Origin of the sequence: Macrococcus sp. DPC7161, assembly GCF_004117835.1 — a bacterium.
In the GTDB taxonomy this organism is placed as follows: Bacteria; Bacillota; Bacilli; order Staphylococcales; family Staphylococcaceae; genus SDSC01.
Map to the genome: position 1 here is coordinate 15,729 of NZ_SDSC01000006.1, position 17,232 is coordinate 32,960.

Here is a 17,232-nt window from a genome sequence, read left to right on the forward strand (position 1 = left end):
CATTGAATCACAATCCAAACTATTAAATGACACAAAGAAGAGCCACAGTTTCGTTTGCGGCTCATTCCATCGTTATTCCGCTTCATTTTTCTTAAATAAAGTTGCGATCAATCCTAATAAAACTGCAAATGATATTTTTTTAAGCATAATTTCACCTACCATATATGTATAACATGCAAAATGATCATACTAGAGACAGCGACAATAAACCACGTTAATGCTCCTAATATTACAGGTTTTATGCCGATTTTCTTGAATGTATTAATATTAACACTTAATCCAATACCGGCAAGCGCCATACTAATTAAGAATGTAGATAATGTTTTAATAACCATCATCCATGATTTCGGTATTGGTACAATACTTACAAATAGACTCGCTAACAAGAAATATAGAATAAACCAAGGAAACACTTTAGATAACTTCATATTTCTGTCTTGTTTAGATGTTATCCATGCAATGATGAAACATATTGGTACAATCATTAAGGCACGAACCAACTTTACAATTGTTGCTGTATCACCTGCTTCTGTACCATAAGTATACCCTGCTGCCACCACACTACTCGTATCATTGATTGCTGAACCCGCAAAGTACCCAAATCCGACTTGAGACATATTAAACAAATGCCCTAAAAAAGGAAACAAAAACACAGCAACAATATTAAATAAAAATATTGTTGAAATACTAAACGCGATTTCCTCATCTTTTGCTTTAATAATTGGACTGGTCGCTGCAATAGCAGAACCACCACAAATTGCTGTACCAACCCCTATTAAAGTTGAAATGCGTGAAGCAATACGCATATATCTTCCAACAAAATAACTAAAAATAAGTGCTATCGTAATGGTTGATAAAGTGAGTGGTAAACTTGAAACACCAATACTACCTACAGTACGAATACTAAGGGTAAATCCCATTAAGATAATCGCGTACTGTAGCAATTTCTTACTGCTATATTTAATGCCTGGCTGGAAGCTTTTATGTAAGTTCAAGTTGCCTAATACGATTCCGATTAATATACTAAACATCACACTACCGATTACCGGCATCCATAATCCTAACCCTGTACTTACTAATGCAATCATAAAGCATAATAAAATGCCCTTGAATTTATCCATGGTACCACTCCTTATGAGTAGGAATTCTTCTTTGTACTTTTGTACATTCTAGCATATAGGCTTTCGAAAATCATTGGGGCCATATCAATTTTTGTTCATTAAATTGTTCGTGATTTAATTTCATTTCACAATATGATAGAATGTAACTATTATTTTATAGAAATGGTGACCATTATGGATGAAAACAAATCTTTAGAAGAACGTAATAAAGAAATAGAAGCACAGTTGTTACATGAGTTGGAACATGGTACAGGAGAACCTGAGAAGAAACAACGTCATGCTTTGCTTAGTGTGATGGGGATTATGACGTTAATCTTTGTTATACGCATGTTTTATAATTTAATAAAGATGTACATTTAAGTCACTTCGGTGGCTTTTTTATTTTGCCATTTAAGCTATAATAGAAGTTCAGTTTAAAAGAACGGAGTTTTGATTTTGAATTTTATATTATCACTCTTATTAGGGACATCATTATTAAATCAACAACCTCATATCCCAGTACAATACGTACATTCTGTCGATGGTGATACCGTTGTTGTCAAAAAGAATCATCGCAACGTAACAGTGCGTTTATTATTAGTAGACACACCGGAATCTAAAAAACCGAATACCCCCGTCCAACCATATGCCATCGAGGCCAGTAAATTTACTGAATCCCTTGTAAAAACTTGTGACTTATCCATTCAATACGATACAAAAGGTAAAACAGATAAGTATGGTCGTGACTTAGTGTATTTGTATTGTGGAAACGAAATGGTTAATAAGACATTGGTGGAAAAAGGGTATGCTCGTGTAGGTTACGTGTATCAACAAAAAGACCACTTACGAACACTTGAAAATGCACAAAGCATTGCCCGTGCTAAAGGATTGAAAATATGGAGTATAAAAGGCTATGTCAATGAAGATGGTGAAGGATTTAATGATTCCGAAGCAGACCGAAATTCAGAAGGCAGTTTTTCAGAATTTCTCCGAAAGCTACTTCATAACATCTTAGATGACATTATTGATGGTGTTATAAAAGCGTTGAAAGATTTATTTAAATAATTTTAGTATTTTGGAAAATTTTTGTTACTCTACTTGATTTTATTGTGTATAATGTATTTGATTTATATACAGGAGGGGTACAATATGAAATTTCTAAAGTTATTATTGATTGCATCTTTATTACTTATTCTTCTACCTACACAACATGCAGATGCAATTTCAAAGAAAGAAACAGTCACATATGTTTCAACGGTTGATGGAGATACTGTCAAAGTTAAAAAAGGATCAAAAGTCATCACATTACGTCTTTTATTAATAGATACACCAGAATCTAAAGATCCTAGAAAGCCTGTGCAACCTTATGCAAAAGAAGCACAAAAATATTTAGAATCAACAATCAAATATAGCAAATTACAAATTGCTTATGACAATCAAGACAAATACGATAAATACGGCAGACATTTAGTTTATTTATTTGCAAACGGGAAGTTAGTCAACGATGCAATGGTTAAAGCGGGATATGCACGTGTAGGCTACATTTATTCTCAAGTTTATTACTTAGACAAATTAGAAGCATCACAAAAATATGCCAAAAGTAAAAAGCTAAAAATTTGGTCTATCCCAGGATACGTTAATCCACTTGTAGAAGGATTTACAACAAAATCATCAACAGCAAGTGTCACACCTACAAAAGTTGTAGCACCAGTAAAAAGTAATAAAACTAAGAAAACAACAAAACCTGTGCAAAAGTCTAGACCTGGTTATCCAACATCTAAATATAAATCAGGCGCACCAAAGTATTTGAGAAATTGTACAGAAGTTAAAAAGTACTATCCTTATGGTATTACTGATAATCACGTTTCATATTTAAAGAAGCATGACCGCGACCGTGACCGCTTAGGCTGCGAAGCATCAAACGTACAATTCCAATCATGGATGTTAAATAATTAATCAAACGGCAGTATCCTTTTGGATGCTGTTTTTTTGATGCTTTCAGATTTCTATTTTTGAGTAGATAGTATTTGAGGAATACTAGCCAGTCACCCAAGACTCAGCCATAACAATTCATTTCTAAATAATAAAATAAGCGCAACGCCAAAGCGTTGCGCTCATCATTATTAATGAATAAATTCGTAAGCTGCCATTTGAGCTTTTGTTAATGTTCTGTATCCTACAACACCTGCTGGCGTTAAGTAGTTTGTTTCAGATACTAAAATTGTACCATCCGCATTAACACGTTCAACGAATGCTACGTGACCGTATGCACCTTGAGTTGTTTGTGCGATTGCTCCTACTTCAGGAATACGATTTACTGTATACCCGTCTTTACGAGCACCGTTCGCCCAGTTAAATGCATGCCACCAATATGTTGAAATACCTTTACCCATTGCGGCACGTTTATTAAATACATACCATGTACATTGACCATAATCATATAGATTTGAATGGTTAAATACTGGTGAGTAACTTGTTAGTGCTGCTGGTGCAACAACCGGTGATGAAGTTACTACTTTTTGTTGAACTGCATTACCTTTAACAATTAATTTTTGGTTAACGTATAGTACGTTTGAAGATAAGTTATTCCAATTTTTAATGTCTTCAATTGTTACATTGTACATTTGTGCTACTTTATATAAGTAGTCACCAGGTTTAACAATATATGTGCTACCTGAAGGTGATGACGTATTTATAGTATTTGTAGTACTAACTGTACTTGTAGTACGTACATTTCCAGATATCTTCAATTTTTGGCCTGGGAAGATTAAGTAAGAAGTTAATCCATTTAATTGCATTAACTTTGATACAGAAATGTTATAGTTTTGGGCAATTAAAGATACACTTTCTCCCGCTTCAACAACATGAACACCTGTTGTTGATTGTGCAGATGGTTTTTTGTTTACGACTGGCTTTCGCTTAGCAGTTTTTTTAACCACTACATTTCCTGTCACCTTTAATCTTTGCCCTGGATGAATAAGGAATGAATCTAAATTATTTAATGCCATAATCTTTTGATACGTTGTATTGTATTTATAGGCGATTAAAGATAGACTTTCTCCTGGTTTTACAGTATGCGTACCAGTAGCAGTTGATGTTGTTTTATATCTCGGTGTATTTCCATTGGCTACTTTAGACGATGATTTAGAAACCTTTAAATATTGATTTGGAAAAATCAAATTAGAAGTTAAGTTATTTAACGACTTCAATTCTTCAATCGTAATACCGTGTTTGTTCGCGATTAACCATAAAGAATCTCCAGCTTGAACTTTATATTCCTTTGCCTCTGCGTGGTGACCTAATGCACAAGCTGCAGCTGTCGCACCTGTTGCTGCAAATAATAATTTTTTCTTCAAATGCTTAGTCCTCCATTACTTTTCTCATTATATATACACCTTATTATTACACAAAATACATCAGTTTTTTGTTACAATTCGTTTTCATTTCAAATTGTATGTATTATGACAAGTGAATTTTTAATAGCGAACACTTTTCGACATTTTCTTATCTTTTTATTGATACAACTTAAGTCGTACTGTTCGTATTTTAAATTTTACAATTTTATACAATTAATAATAATTATGCATTTCTTTAACGTTTATTTACAAAATTCAATTTAAATTGTTATTGATAAATGTTTTAACCCTATTTGTATCAAGGGTTTTGAAATTCTAAATAAATTGTCCTCTACTATTTTCTGAATATTATATATTTTTGTAACATTTTTGTAATATATATTTGTAAAATTCGTTTTCTGATGCATTAGGTGATAAGATATAAAGAAAGCACACATAAATTCGACAGTCGAGGTGGTTATTTGAAAGCTAAAGATACTACATATAACTTTAGAGATATTAAAGCATTAAAATTTGGAGAAGAGCTCGGGAATTCGATTTCACATGGTGTCCCAGCACTATTGATTGTTTTCACATTGCCCTACTTCGCAGTCAAAACATATCTTTCGGGCGGTGCGATGGAAACGTTTAGTATCAGTGTTTTCTTAATCAGTATCTTCCTAATGTTATTTTCAAGTTGTATTTATCATTTAATGCCTCCAAAGTCTCAACATAAATACATTATGCGCATAATTGATCATAGTATGATTTATGTAGCAATTGCTGGAACATATACACCTGTCGCTTTACTTATGGTCGGAGGTAAACTTGGTACCTTTGTAATGATTATTGAATGGCTCATTGCGATATCCGGTATTTTGTATAAATCACTTGCAAAAAATGTGCATCCAAAAGCCAGTCTGACTATTTATTTAATTATGGGTTGGCTTGGCATCATCTTATTCCCTGCAATGATTCATACTGCGTCCATTACTTTTCTATGTTGGATTTTAGCAGGTGGCATTATGTATACAATAGGTTCATGGTTTTATGCTCAAAAAAACCGTCATTATTTCCATATGATTTGGCACTTCTTTATTTTATTAGGGGCATTGTGCCACTTCATTGGCTTGCTTTATTTTATCAATTAAAAAAGGCTAGGATTTCACAATCCTAGCCTTTTACAGTGCACCTTTATTCCATTACGACTTCGCCTGTTTGGATATAAACTTTAAATGAATTCAATAATTCATGTGTCCCGTTTGTATCGATGGCACGTACTTTATAATATTTACCACCTACATCTTCTTGTATATCACTACCGTTAATAGGTTCAGTGCCTATTATGGTGATATCTTTTTCTGGGTAATATCTTTGCACATCATCACGATATTGATCTGTTACCATTTGTACTGCGTCTTGCATGCTTGATACTTTTGGCCCTGCATTTGGTGTTGCTTGCGGTAATTTACCATCTTTTATATCAAATGCATGTTGAATCGTACATTGCGCACAGCCCTCATACGGTGCATATGGTAACACCTTATTAGCAACCATTTGGTCATAAGCTGCTTTTAATGCTGCATCAGATACCCCTTCACAACTAGATTTAAATCTAGAAGTAATACATGTTGATGCATCACCTTTTGCTTGTTGCTTTTGTTCTGTTGTTTTATCTTCAGTCGTTACCTTATCTTTTGATTCATCTGTTTTAACTTTTTCTGGTACTTTTACATCACTTACAGATTGATCATTAAAGTCATAAATACGCATTGTCTTTGTTTTTTTATCATACTTTAAATCAAACTGCGTTACTACTTTTTTATATTGATTATTCGTCTTATTAGACTTCATTATTCTTGTAACATCAGCATGTGTAATAGATTTATTAACTTTAATATTACTTACTTTATAGCTTTTAATCTCATAATTTTTAAATTCATCTGTTTTGATTTTTTTTAAAATGTATTTATCCGCTTCAGATTTAGGCTGTATATAAGATTTAACCATATCATAATCTTCGTTATTATAACTTTCAGCCATTTTTGATAAATATCGGTCTAATGTTTGTTGTGTCAGTTTCTTGTAGTTGATACTTTGTTTTTGGTCTGTTTTTAATGTTTGTTTTCCTTCTTCTACTTGTGATTGTTCACTTTTATGACTACATCCAAAACATAATACTGCTACTGCAATTATCCAAATTAATTTTCGCATAAGTCACCTCTATTTTATTTAACTTCTACATATATTCTACTACTTTTTGTTCTATAGATAAATGAAAGGCCATTTTAACAACACGCTCTTCTTCATAAATAAAATATGAATATATAAGATTAATAATTCGTTGTGAATTTGGTATATGTGTTAATTATGATAGTATTTGTAGCATTGTTTTCAATTGTCCATAGTGTAATGTCATATGGTTAATGGCAAATTCAATTTGTTTTACTGGATTTTCTTTACATGCTGCATTGATTAACTTTCTTTCTTTTTCCTTAATCAATTCCTTCAACGAATCAAATGTAGGAATGTCTGAATCAAAGTCTTTTGGACTCGTTCCTGATTTAAAGTAATGTTCGATATTTTTAATTTCGGGTTGTCTTTTTTCTTCTGGAACAAGTAATAATTCATTATGTACAATCACATGTCCTACCATCCAATAAACCGTATTTCGCATACCTTTAATCGTTTGGTGTGCTGTTTTGTCATCTACATCTTTTATCAAGTCGTATAACTTCACGATTTGTTCAATATATGTATCAACCTGAACGTCTTTTACTGTATCATCTAGTCCAATCATTGCGAAAGTTTCATTTGTCTTTTTGTTTTTGCGTTTAAATATATTAAACATCATATCCCTCCAATTCACTTTATTGTAGTCTATTTGATGCCACAAAAAAAGAAGCAAATCTATCGACCGCTTCTAAAATGATTCATTATTTATATACGTTTGTGCCTTTACTTGATTTAACGATTTTAAAATCATAACTTTTAGTTAAGCTGTTCTTAATAAAGAGTTCATATGATTGGTCTCTTGCTTCGGCTTTCCCTATTTCTTGATTTAATGTAATCGTATTCTTAATACTTAAGGCAGTGATACAAATTAATGTTGTTAGCATGATAATAATCATTGTCACTGAAAATCTTAATGCTGCTTTTGAATGAAGAATGTCATCCATAAAATCACCCCTATACGATATTGATTAACACTTTGGTTATTACTGTTTATCATAACCTGTTTTAATCAATTGTATAGGGGTTTCAATAATTTGTAATTAATTGTTAATGCTTTGTAATTTATCTGACAATTTAAAGTTGCTCTTTTACTTCGTCAAAGTACGGTTCATCTAAGTGATTTGCTTTTAAATGCTCAACTTGTAACGTACTATGATCAAGTTCATATTTTTCACTTAACATGGCACTAATTTTATTGATTAGTTCATAGTTTTTAATGCCATCAATATTATCAACAACAACGTGTGCTGTTAAAGAATAATGATCTGTCGTAATTGCCCATAAATGAAACTCATGTACGTCAATAACGCCTTCAAACTGTTTCATATCATTAATGATGGCATCTGTATCATAATCTTCTGGAACACGTTCCATTAGGATTAACCATGCATTGCGAATAATTTTATATCCACCACGGAAGATGATTAATGAAATTAAAATACTTAAAATCGGGTCAATTAAAGTCCATCCAGTAAAGTAAATAACAACAACTGCAACGATGACACCTACTGAATTTAATAAATCTCCAAAGAAATGCCATAATGCGGATTGAACATTGATATTGTCTTCACCTTTTAAAGAACGTGCTAAAATAATTGTTAAAATGATGTTTACAATCAATCCAATTGTTGAAATGATTAACATTAATTTCACATCAACTTCTTGTGGGTGAATCATACGTAGAATACCTTCATAACAGATACCTAATGCGATGATTACAAGTGCTAAACCATTTAAAAATGCTGCGATAATTTCTAAACGTAAGAAACCAAATGTGTATTTAGATGTCGGTTTTTTACTAGCAAAATAAATTGCTAACATTGATAAGCCAAGTGCTAATACGTCACTTAACATATGCATTGAGTCTGATAATAATGCTAGAGAGTTCGATAAGATCCCCCCAACAATCTCAACGATTGTAAAGAATAATGTAATAAATAACGAAGCCCATAATGTATTTTTAGATGTGGTTTGATTTTTTAAATGGTCAACGTGATGGAAATAATTTGTTTGGTTTGATTGTTTCATCGTAATCCGTCCTTTATCTTGTATTTGTTACTTTTGAGTTTTCATAAACGATTTGTCCGCCTAAGTGTCCGGCGTAAGCTAAAACACCGCTTCCTAAAATCGATAATACTACAACTACGATTAATAATGGTTTAATAAACTTTTTAGAGAAATGTGTAAATAATTTAATTAACATTGCAACACCAAAGATGATTAATGCAAGTCTTGCCATATCTTCGTGATGATGAATCATACCTTCAACATCACCAAAATTCATTTCTGCAAAGCGCTCTCCAGAATCTCCTGTCATAAAAGCAAGAACGCCTGAAGCGAAACCTGTTACTAATAAAATTGTTCCTGTTAAGCTTAAATTTTTAAATTTTAATGATAATAATTCAATGACTGCTGCAACTAATAATAATGCGATTGGAAAATGCACGATAAGTGGATGTAACGGCATGTGTATCACTCCTTTTATTTGATAGGCTTAATATACACAATGAACCTTATACGAAACTGACATTTATTTTGGGAATATCATCTTTATTTTTAAACCGTCTTTACCATCTACATCTATCGTTGCGTGATGATGATCCATAATTTCTTTAAATATCGAAAGTCCGATACCACTACCTTGAATATGACGTGTATTGGCACTGCGGTAAAAGCGCTCAAACATATGCTCAATATCTTCTTCTTTCATCCCTACCCCGTTATCAGAAAAGAAAACTTCGACATTGGACTTTGTATTTTTTATCTTAATGTTAATTTTAAGATGTTCAATATCATTATATTTAATTGCATTTTCAACAAGGATAGAAAAAGCTTGTACTAACGTTGACTGATCACCTTTAACGTTTGCATGAATATTTTCTACCTCAATTGGTCTTTTTAACATCGGATTAAATCTGTCTTGTATCGCTTGAAAAACTTCAGCTATGTCTAACGTAACGAGTGGTTTATCTTCAATACGCGATAAATTAAGCAAGTCTTGAACCAGTTGATTCATCTGATTTATTTCATCGTCCAAATCTTTAATGACCTCTTTACCGATGTCAGACATATTGTTATATTCATACGTTTTGAGGACACCTGTACCCGTCTTTAATACGGCAAGTGGTGTTTTTAATTCGTGAGATGCATCTTGAATGAATTGCTTTTGTAATTTATGACTTTCTTCGTACGGTTTAATCGCCCTTTTACTCATTACGTATGATAAAAGTAAGATTAAAAGTACGAACAAGCTGGTCATTCCAATTAACATGTTCTTTAAATTAGATAAGGCATGATATGATTCTGTGCTGTCTAATATCGTATATATTGCAATATTGTCTTTATCATCGATGGTTTCACTTGAGATGTAGTAATGCTTATTATCATAACTAATATAATCGTGGTGATATTCTTTTTCTGTTTCGATGATTTTAAATAATGCATTGACAGTTGCTCTACCGTATTCAGACTGTTTAATGATGCGATCATTTTGAACAATAAAGTATAGTTGCGGCAAATCATTACGATTTGTTTTATCATGTGAAATAATCTTTGTTTTACCCTTTTGAACAACTGTATGCTCACCTTTTTCTTTATCAATCAATGCATCTGATTTCAATTGTTCTTGGTATTGAATACTAGATGCAGTAGACACATAAATCAGAACAGAGAATGCGATAAATAACACAAGAATCAAGATGGAGAAGTATAAGTATAGGGACTGTAGTTTCTTATTCATCTGTTAAACTGTACCCCATATTACGTATAACTTTAATTTGATATGGCGCAATGGAGTCCCCTAATTTTTTTCTTAACCTTCTGATTAATGCCTCAATCGCATTATCAGTTACTTCATCATCAATCGACCATACTTTATCGAAAATTAAATCACGCGTCACAATATGATGTGCATGGTGCATTAAAAGTGTTAATAATAAATATTCTTTTTTGGTGAGTAACACATGGTTACCATTCACATGCGTCATTTGATCTGCTAAGTCAATCTCAATAGGTCCGACGAATAGTTTCTCAGAAACACGACCTGAAAATCTTCTCGTTAAAGCGAGCATACGTACTTCTAATTCTTCAAAATCAAATGGCTTTACAATGTAATCATCTGCCCCCGTTTGAAAGCCTGTCACTTTATCATCTAAAGTCCCTTTTGCTGTCATCATAATGATTGGAACATCAATTTTTTGATTGCGAATGGCCTTAACGACTTCAATCCCTTCCATTGAAGGCAACATCCAATCCATTAAGACAATGTCATAACGACTCGTTTCAATATAATCAAGCGCATCTCTACCATCCGTCACCCAAGTCACAATATGCTGTTTACTTTCTATCATTAATTTCGTTAATTTCCCAAGCTTTAAATCATCTTCAACTAATAAAATTTGCATGCGCTCACCTCTTTATCATTATGTTCATTATAAAGTATGTATTATTTTGTGTCATAAATAAAAGAAAGTGACTATGTATTTAATGTGTTCAGTGGCTAGTATTTTATTTTGTGGAGCAGTTGGATTGAGTTGATATAGGTTCATTTCCATTTTATTGAAGTTTTGGCGCGAAGGTTGATGAGTTCGCGCTAAGTTTTCCAATTTATTGTAATTGCGGCGCGAAACACGATTCGTTCGCGCGAAGCTTTCCAGTTTATTGTAATTGCGGCGCGAAACACCATTCGTTCGCGCTAAGTTTTCCATTTATTCTCAAAACACTCGCCATTCACTCCTTTTTCCTCCTGTTTTTCGTACCCAGTGGCTAGTATCCACCCGATACTCACCACTTACCACAAATAAAAAAGGACGAGACATCAATGTCTCATCCGAATCGACTTACTATTTTACTTTCTTCGCTAAATCAGTAATGTATTCAAAGAATGCATCATGGTCCACGTCATAAACCACGTTCACTGGACGGCCATTTTCCATTTCATATGTACGTCCTTGACTTGGTCCGTGTGTGTAAACGCCTGATTCAACAACTTTAGATTTCACCAATTCTGGTTTACCTAATGAAGCGGTTGTTAACACATCCCATAAATAATATGTAGAGTTCGTTACAAAGTGTTTCAAAGGTGGCACTACTGCATAGCTTACACCTAAGAAGTCCACGCCTTCATATTGACGTTCGTTTGCCCACATTTGACGGATGTCGCCTGTTAATGGGACTTGAATTGTACTCTCTAATGCGACCATATCGATTTTGATATCTGCATCAAAAACAACACCAACCGCTTCTGGATCCCAGAATGCGTTCCATTCTGCAGTACCGTCATGTTCAGGTTCATGTACATTACCTTCTTCACGGTATGTACCACCCATCCATACTAACTTGTCAATTTTATCAACGATTTTTGGTTCTACTTCTAATGCTTTGGCTAAGTCAGTTAAAGGTCCTGTAAAGAGTAATGTCGTTTTCTCTTTTTCATTCATTACTTTTTCGATTAAATGTTCATGTGCAGCTAATTTTGATAATGGTGCATCAATCGATCCTTTTTCATTTAAAATTGGTAGTGCATCCATAAAGAACGCATGCATGCGCCAATCTTTTGGAAATGGATTTTTTCCACGTAACGGACTCATCGCCGTTTCCAATTTCCCATCACCAAATCGATCAATAATTTTTCTAGATGCATATGTAGCTGGCTCAATATAACAATCTGCATCGATTACTGATACACCTGTTAATTTTACATTATCCATTTGAAGTAATAAGAATAATGAGATTAAATCATCTACGCCACCGTCATGGTTAAAATAGACATTCTGTTTCACAATAAGACCCACTTTCATTTAAATTTACCTTCTTACTTTAAAACAAAAAAACGGCTAAGGCAATCCTTAACCGTAATATAATGCAGCAAACCATAATAATAAAAATAAATCAAATGCATGTCTAATCATATTTTGACGCCATGTATTTTGTTCATTACTATCTAAAAGTCCAATGATTAAGAGTGCTGCCATGGCATATACAAGTATTCCACTAAAGTTCATGGGTGTAAAGAATCTCATAATGATTAATCCGATAATCACAAAATTTAAATAAGTATAAATTCTACCCCATATCGTATTGTTGTATCTCAATGTGTCACTTCCTAAAAAAATTGATACACACACTATACCATTTTTTTCATGGCATGTATAAAATAAGGCTTATTTTATACGACTAATATTCGTGCTTTTTTTACGTTTTTTTGACTTTTTCACTACTCGTGAATTAATTGCTCGTTTAACAACCTCTTTTTTCTCTTTAAAGCCTCCTGCCAAAGACCATACTGGAATTTCTTCATGTACAGGTGTAATGACTTGCATGTATTTAGCAAGTGGTAATTTTTTAAGTCGTCTCACTTTAATTAAGCGTCTCACGTAATTTTCAACACGTGCACTATCTTCTGACAAACGCATTTCACGAATAAGCTCATCAACAATCACAGATTGACCTGTTAATAAATTGGTTTCAATAAACTTTTTGAAACGTTCTACTTGTGCTGATTGTGGAATCATCGTCATTGTTTGATAATCCATCAATGTCGTCATATTTTCTGGCATCACGATAGGTGTCTTTTTAGCACGCTCTAAATCTAATTTGAAATGATCAAAGTGTGGATGTCTTGCACCATTGTCATCCATATAATCATGCATATCACTAAATAACGTTAATAAATCACGCTGAATCGCTTCAACTGATTTAGTCATACCATCCATTTGCGCTAACTTTTGAATTGCTTCATATGAAACATAACCATAATAGTTTAATACCGCACGATAAAATAATGTTAAATCCATTTGTTCACTTGCAGGATTTACATTACTAAACAGATGTGTCTTCAAATCTGTTGGTATCACGACTTCTCCATTACTTTCAAACAAGAAAGTAGACACATCTGGTGTATCCATCGTAACTTTATCTTCTTGTTGAAATGGTTGATAGATTGAATCCGACTGCATTTTTTCTTTCAATACATCAGATTCAAATACAAATGTATTAATCATTTCAACAAGTTCATCTTTTTTCTTAGATGAAAAATTTTTAATTTTGTGTGTACGACAAATATGTTTTAAGTCATTCACTGTTAATGTTTTTAAATGGTCTACTAAATGTAGCTGATGCTGACTTGTTGTCATTCTATTCCCTCCGAAGCATACGCTAATTTATAATCATTATTATGTAAAATCTTATCAATTATAACACCCATATATATCTCAAACAATACGATTTATTTTATTTATTTACAAACAAATCATTAAGCATTAAATAACGAATTGGTTACAATGAATGCATCTGTGTCTGCAATTTTTGTTCCATAAACACGTGTACGATGACGCGGTTTAGAAATAAATGCAATGCGTCGATCTTTATTTATCGTGTCATCTCCAATACATCGTTTAAATTCATCATAAGTCAATGCACATATCTCACTTTGATAGTCTTCATCACTTAAATGAAAGAATATATGAAAATTTGAATTCAATTGATAATATTTTTCTATTTTTAATATTTCATCGTAATGAAACTTAAAGCTCCAACGCTTTTGATGTACACGTCGACTACTCGGCTTTGAAGCATATTTTGCATAGACGAAGTGTGTGGTCTCTTTGACCATCACTTGTGTAATACTTGCATCATTTTGTAAAAGCTCAAATGTGATGGGCATCATACTTTGTTCCAAAAGAATCGAATGAATCACACTTAAATACATTTTCTTTTTATTACTCGTTAGCTTCATCTTGCGTTCCTCTCTGTTTTTTACTCACAATTTACTACTTTAATCAAATTTTTGACCAGTGTCAATTTTGACAATTCTTTTTCAAGTCTGTGAAATCCCACAATAACACAACATATAGTATTAAAATGATAAATACATACAATATATTGTGTTTTGGAGGAATTACTATGAAATCATTAGAAGATGAAATACAACGTTTAACCAATCAAGATGAAAGTATCATTCATGAAAATGCAAATAAAGATGCGAATGTCTTTAATACGAGAAGAGATTTAACAGCAGGGACTGTTGCGAAATATATCGGTTTAAATATGCTGCCTCATCATGTACGAGATGCTCATAATAATGGAGATATTCATTTTCATGACCTAGATTATCACCCTTATATGCCTATGACAAATTGTTGTTTAATTGATATCGAACATATGCTAAAAAATGGCTTTAAAATTGGTAATGCTGTCGTTGAATCACCGAAATCCATTCAAACAGCTGCAGCTCAAATTGCACAAATCATTGCAAACGTAGCAAGCAGTCAATATGGTGGATGTTCAGTCGATCGCATCGATGAAGTATTAAGCGTTTATGCAAGGAAGAATGCTGAAAAACATTTGCAAACAGCTCAAACTTTTCAGTTAGGAGACCAAACGGAACGATACGTTCAACAACTCACTGAAAAAGATGTTTATGATGCAATGCAATCATTAGAATATGAAATTAATACTTTATATACTTCTAATGGACAAACACCATTTGTGACATTCGGATTCGGACTTGGCACAGATGAATACAGTGTAATGATTCAAAAAGCGATGCTCAATATCCGTTACAGAGGGCTCGGTAAAGATCAAACGACTGCTATTTTTCCAAAGCTCGTATTCAGTTTAAAAAGAGGAGTCAACTTAACACCAGAAGACCCTAACTACGACGTGAAGCAACAAGCTTTAAAATGTGCCATCCGACGTATGTATCCTGATGTACTTAATTATGAGGGTTTAACAAAGTTAATCGGAGACTTTAAAGTCCCAATGGGTTGTAGAAGTTTCTTAAACCAATATCAAGAAAATGGGATAAATATTAATAACGGACGATGTAACTTAGGTGTTGTCACATTAAATTTACCAAGAATCGCACTCGAAACGAAAAACAGCGAAACATTTATGACTTTATTAAAAGAGCGTTTGGATATTGTTAGAGATGCATGTTTATATCGCATTCAACGTTTGAATGATGTTATCCCTGAAAATGCACCAATACTCTATCAGTATGGTGCTTTCACACATCGACTCGCACCAGGCGCAAAAGTTGATTCATTATTTAAAAACAAACGTGCCACCATCAGTATTGGGTACATTGGTATATATGAAGTTGGCAGAGCGTTATTTGGTATCGATTGGGAAGAAGATGAAGAGGCCATTTCATTTACAACAAACATCTTAAAGTACATGCATGATTACGCGAAACAGCTATCAGATGAACATCAAATACAATTCAGTATTTATGCAACACCATCAGAATCACTAACAGATCGCTTCTGTAGATTAGATACTGAAAAGTTTGGCATGATTCAAGATATCACGGATAAAGGCTATTACACCAATTCGTATCATTACGATATTAGAAAAAAGATTTCACCGTTTGATAAAATTGACTTCGAAAGTCAATATGTGAAATATTCAACAGGTGGTTTCATTCATTACTGTGAATATCCAAGTTTGAAACATAATCCAAGTGCACTAGAAGCCGTTTGGGATTATGCTTATGATAAAGTCGGTTATCTTGGTACAAATACACCGATCGATCAATGCCTTGAATGTGGATTTGAAGGTGACTTCACCCCTACAGCTCATGGATTTAAATGTCCTAATTGTGGTAATAGCAACCCAGAAACAACAGACGTCGTGAAAAGAACTTGTGGTTATTTAGGAAACCCATTGAAACGCCCAATGGTCAAAGGACGTCACGAAGAAATTAAACATCGTATTAAACATATGGATGCTTGCGATGAGTAATTGTTATGAAGGTCATCAACATGTTGCAAAAGTGATGAAAGACGTCGTGACTGATGGCGAGGGCGTAAGAATTTCAGTTTATGTTTCTGGTTGCAGATTTCACTGTCCGGATTGCTTTAATGCGAGTATTTGGGATTTTCAAAAAGGGCGTCTTTATGATCAATCATTAGAAGACGAAATCATGTCATTACTCGATAAACCCTATATATCGGGCCTTTCTATACTTGGTGGTGAACCGTTACAAAATTTAGCAATTACAAAACCACTCATTAAAGCATTTAGGAATAAATTCAAAAATACAAAGACCATTTGGCTGTGGAGTGGTTATATGTTAGAGTACATACAAAATGATGCGCAACTTAAACCGTTACTCAATGACATTGATGTACTCGTTGACGGCCCTTTTGTTGCTCATTTAAAAAAATTAGATTTACCATTTCGAGGATCACTCAATCAGAGAATTCATTATTTGAAACCATAAAAAAATCATGGCTACCTATTATGCAGGTGGCCATGATTTTTTTATGTAAATTTAGGTTTGCGGCTCATCTGTCCGTCTCACTTGAGCTGCAGATTCGTTTGCAGCTCATCTGTCCGTCTCACTTGAGCTGCAGATTCGTTTGCAGCTCATCTGTTCGTCTCACTTGAGCTGCAGATTCGTTTGCGGCTCATCTGTTCAGCTCACTTGAGCTGCAGATTCGTTTGCGGCTCATCTGTTCAGCTCACTTGAGCTGCAGATTCGTTTGCGGCTCATCTGTCCGGCTCACTTGAGCTGCAGATTCGTTTGCGGCTCATCTGTCCGGCTCACTTGAGCTGCA

19 protein-coding genes are annotated in these 17,232 nt (G+C 33.5%); 6 read left to right on the forward strand and 13 right to left on the reverse strand.

Annotated elements, in window-relative coordinates; all coding sequences use genetic code 11:
• Positions 1-155: 155 nt before the first annotated feature.
• Entirely contained in the window at positions 156-1,121 is a 966-nt protein-coding gene (locus tag ER639_RS08805) for a YeiH family protein (RefSeq protein ID WP_129065421.1), read from the reverse strand.
• A 174-nt stretch (positions 1,122-1,295) separates the two neighbouring features.
• On the opposite strand from ER639_RS08805, the gene ER639_RS08810 reads away from it, so the two are divergent.
• The 3 genes from ER639_RS08810 (at position 1,296) to ER639_RS08820 (ending at position 3,056) form a co-directional block, all read left to right on the forward strand.
• Positions 1,296-1,481 (forward strand): hypothetical protein, encoded by a 186-nt coding sequence (locus tag ER639_RS08810; RefSeq protein WP_129065422.1) that lies wholly within the window; start codon positions 1,296-1,298, stop codon positions 1,479-1,481.
• A 75-nt stretch (positions 1,482-1,556) separates the two neighbouring features.
• Positions 1,557-2,165, forward strand: a complete 609-nt coding sequence (locus tag ER639_RS08815) for a thermonuclease family protein (protein ID WP_164993414.1) — start codon at positions 1,557-1,559, stop codon at positions 2,163-2,165.
• An 84-nt stretch (positions 2,166-2,249) separates the two neighbouring features.
• The gene (locus ER639_RS08820; protein WP_164993415.1) at positions 2,250-3,056 is read left to right on the forward strand and encodes a thermonuclease family protein; all 807 of its coding nucleotides are present in this window, start codon (positions 2,250-2,252) and stop codon (positions 3,054-3,056) included.
• Positions 3,057-3,223: 167 nt separating this feature from the next.
• Here ER639_RS08820 and ER639_RS08825 read toward each other — a convergent pair whose 3' ends face one another.
• Positions 3,224-4,456, reverse strand: a complete 1,233-nt coding sequence (locus ER639_RS08825; RefSeq protein WP_129065425.1) for a LysM peptidoglycan-binding domain-containing protein — start codon at positions 4,454-4,456, stop codon at positions 3,224-3,226.
• A 461-nt stretch (positions 4,457-4,917) separates the two neighbouring features.
• Between ER639_RS08825 and trhA the strand changes: the two genes are divergently transcribed.
• On the forward strand, positions 4,918-5,586 hold the full coding sequence (gene trhA / locus ER639_RS08830; RefSeq protein ID WP_129065426.1) for a PAQR family membrane homeostasis protein TrhA: 669 nt from the start codon (positions 4,918-4,920) through the stop codon (positions 5,584-5,586).
• 43 nt (positions 5,587-5,629) lie between these two features.
• Here the strand turns inward: trhA and ER639_RS08835 are convergent, their stop codons facing one another.
• From ER639_RS08835 to ER639_RS08885, 11 genes are all read right to left on the reverse strand, one after another.
• Positions 5,630-6,649, reverse strand: coding sequence for a TcaA NTF2-like domain-containing protein (locus tag ER639_RS08835; protein ID WP_129065427.1), 1,020 nt, complete (start codon positions 6,647-6,649; stop codon positions 5,630-5,632).
• A 154-nt stretch (positions 6,650-6,803) separates the two neighbouring features.
• The gene (locus tag ER639_RS08840; protein ID WP_129065428.1) at positions 6,804-7,286 is read right to left on the reverse strand and encodes a hypothetical protein; all 483 of its coding nucleotides are present in this window, start codon (positions 7,284-7,286) and stop codon (positions 6,804-6,806) included.
• 85 nt (positions 7,287-7,371) lie between these two features.
• Entirely contained in the window at positions 7,372-7,614 is a 243-nt protein-coding gene (locus ER639_RS08845) for a hypothetical protein (protein ID WP_129065429.1), read from the reverse strand.
• Between the two features lie 130 nt (positions 7,615-7,744).
• On the reverse strand, positions 7,745-8,698 hold the full coding sequence (locus tag ER639_RS08850; RefSeq protein ID WP_129065430.1) for a cation diffusion facilitator family transporter: 954 nt from the start codon (positions 8,696-8,698) through the stop codon (positions 7,745-7,747).
• Between the two features lie 13 nt (positions 8,699-8,711).
• Complete coding sequence (locus ER639_RS08855; RefSeq protein WP_129065431.1) at positions 8,712-9,137, reverse strand: DUF2231 domain-containing protein; 426 nt, start codon at positions 9,135-9,137, stop codon at positions 8,712-8,714.
• A gap of 63 nt (positions 9,138-9,200) precedes the next feature.
• Positions 9,201-10,409, reverse strand: coding sequence for a sensor histidine kinase (locus ER639_RS08860; protein WP_129065432.1), 1,209 nt, complete (start codon positions 10,407-10,409; stop codon positions 9,201-9,203).
• Positions 10,402-11,073 carry a response regulator transcription factor gene (locus tag ER639_RS08865; RefSeq protein ID WP_129065433.1) on the reverse strand — a complete coding sequence of 224 codons (672 nt, stop codon included), beginning with the start codon at positions 11,071-11,073 and terminating at the stop codon, positions 10,402-10,404. Before ER639_RS08865 ends, ER639_RS08860 begins: the two co-directional genes overlap by 8 nt.
• A 438-nt stretch (positions 11,074-11,511) precedes the next feature.
• On the reverse strand, positions 11,512-12,450 hold the full coding sequence (locus tag ER639_RS08870; protein ID WP_129065434.1) for a nucleoside hydrolase: 939 nt from the start codon (positions 12,448-12,450) through the stop codon (positions 11,512-11,514).
• Between the two features lie 66 nt (positions 12,451-12,516).
• The gene (locus ER639_RS08875; protein ID WP_129065435.1) at positions 12,517-12,762 is read right to left on the reverse strand and encodes a hypothetical protein; all 246 of its coding nucleotides are present in this window, start codon (positions 12,760-12,762) and stop codon (positions 12,517-12,519) included.
• A 69-nt stretch (positions 12,763-12,831) separates the two neighbouring features.
• The gene (locus tag ER639_RS08880; RefSeq protein WP_129065436.1) at positions 12,832-13,803 is read right to left on the reverse strand and encodes a Rho termination factor N-terminal domain-containing protein; all 972 of its coding nucleotides are present in this window, start codon (positions 13,801-13,803) and stop codon (positions 12,832-12,834) included.
• Positions 13,804-13,922: 119 nt separating this feature from the next.
• The gene (locus tag ER639_RS08885) at positions 13,923-14,405 is read right to left on the reverse strand and encodes a hypothetical protein (protein WP_129065437.1); all 483 of its coding nucleotides are present in this window, start codon (positions 14,403-14,405) and stop codon (positions 13,923-13,925) included.
• Between the two features lie 167 nt (positions 14,406-14,572).
• Between ER639_RS08885 and nrdD the strand changes: the two genes are divergently transcribed.
• Together nrdD and nrdG are read left to right on the forward strand one after the other, a co-directional pair.
• Positions 14,573-16,414 carry an anaerobic ribonucleoside-triphosphate reductase gene (gene nrdD / locus ER639_RS08890; protein WP_205757708.1) on the forward strand — a complete coding sequence of 614 codons (1,842 nt, stop codon included), beginning with the start codon at positions 14,573-14,575 and terminating at the stop codon, positions 16,412-16,414.
• Positions 16,407-16,895, forward strand: coding sequence for an anaerobic ribonucleoside-triphosphate reductase activating protein (gene nrdG / locus ER639_RS08895; RefSeq protein ID WP_129065439.1), 489 nt, complete (start codon positions 16,407-16,409; stop codon positions 16,893-16,895). The genes nrdD and nrdG overlap by 8 nt, the downstream gene beginning before the upstream one ends.
• Positions 16,896-17,232 lie beyond the last annotated feature (337 nt).

Excerpts from the sequence above, each read along its gene's own strand:
- ER639_RS08805 (WP_129065421.1), bottom strand. The coding sequence starts at position 1,121 with ATGGATAAATTCAAGGGCATTTTATTATGCTTTATGATTGCATTAGTA.
- ER639_RS08810 (WP_129065422.1), top strand. The coding sequence starts at position 1,296 with ATGGATGAAAACAAATCTTTAGAAGAACGTAATAAAGAAATAGAAGCA.
- ER639_RS08820 (WP_164993415.1), top strand. The coding sequence starts at position 2,250 with ATGAAATTTCTAAAGTTATTATTGATTGCATCTTTATTACTTATTCTT.
- ER639_RS08835 (WP_129065427.1), bottom strand. The coding sequence starts at position 6,649 with ATGCGAAAATTAATTTGGATAATTGCAGTAGCAGTATTATGTTTTGGA.
- ER639_RS08840 (WP_129065428.1), bottom strand. The coding sequence starts at position 7,286 with ATGTTTAATATATTTAAACGCAAAAACAAAAAGACAAATGAAACTTTC.
- ER639_RS08845 (WP_129065429.1), bottom strand. The coding sequence starts at position 7,614 with ATGGATGACATTCTTCATTCAAAAGCAGCATTAAGATTTTCAGTGACA.
- ER639_RS08850 (WP_129065430.1), bottom strand. The coding sequence starts at position 8,698 with ATGAAACAATCAAACCAAACAAATTATTTCCATCACGTTGACCATTTA.
- ER639_RS08855 (WP_129065431.1), bottom strand. The coding sequence starts at position 9,137 with ATGCCGTTACATCCACTTATCGTGCATTTTCCAATCGCATTATTATTA.
- ER639_RS08860 (WP_129065432.1), bottom strand. The coding sequence starts at position 10,409 with ATGAATAAGAAACTACAGTCCCTATACTTATACTTCTCCATCTTGATT.
- ER639_RS08865 (WP_129065433.1), bottom strand. The coding sequence starts at position 11,073 with ATGCAAATTTTATTAGTTGAAGATGATTTAAAGCTTGGGAAATTAACG.
- ER639_RS08880 (WP_129065436.1), bottom strand. The coding sequence starts at position 13,803 with ATGACAACAAGTCAGCATCAGCTACATTTAGTAGACCATTTAAAAACA.
- ER639_RS08885 (WP_129065437.1), bottom strand. The coding sequence starts at position 14,405 with ATGAAGCTAACGAGTAATAAAAAGAAAATGTATTTAAGTGTGATTCAT.
- nrdD (WP_205757708.1), top strand. The coding sequence starts at position 14,573 with ATGAAATCATTAGAAGATGAAATACAACGTTTAACCAATCAAGATGAA.
- nrdG (WP_129065439.1), top strand. The coding sequence starts at position 16,407 with ATGAGTAATTGTTATGAAGGTCATCAACATGTTGCAAAAGTGATGAAA.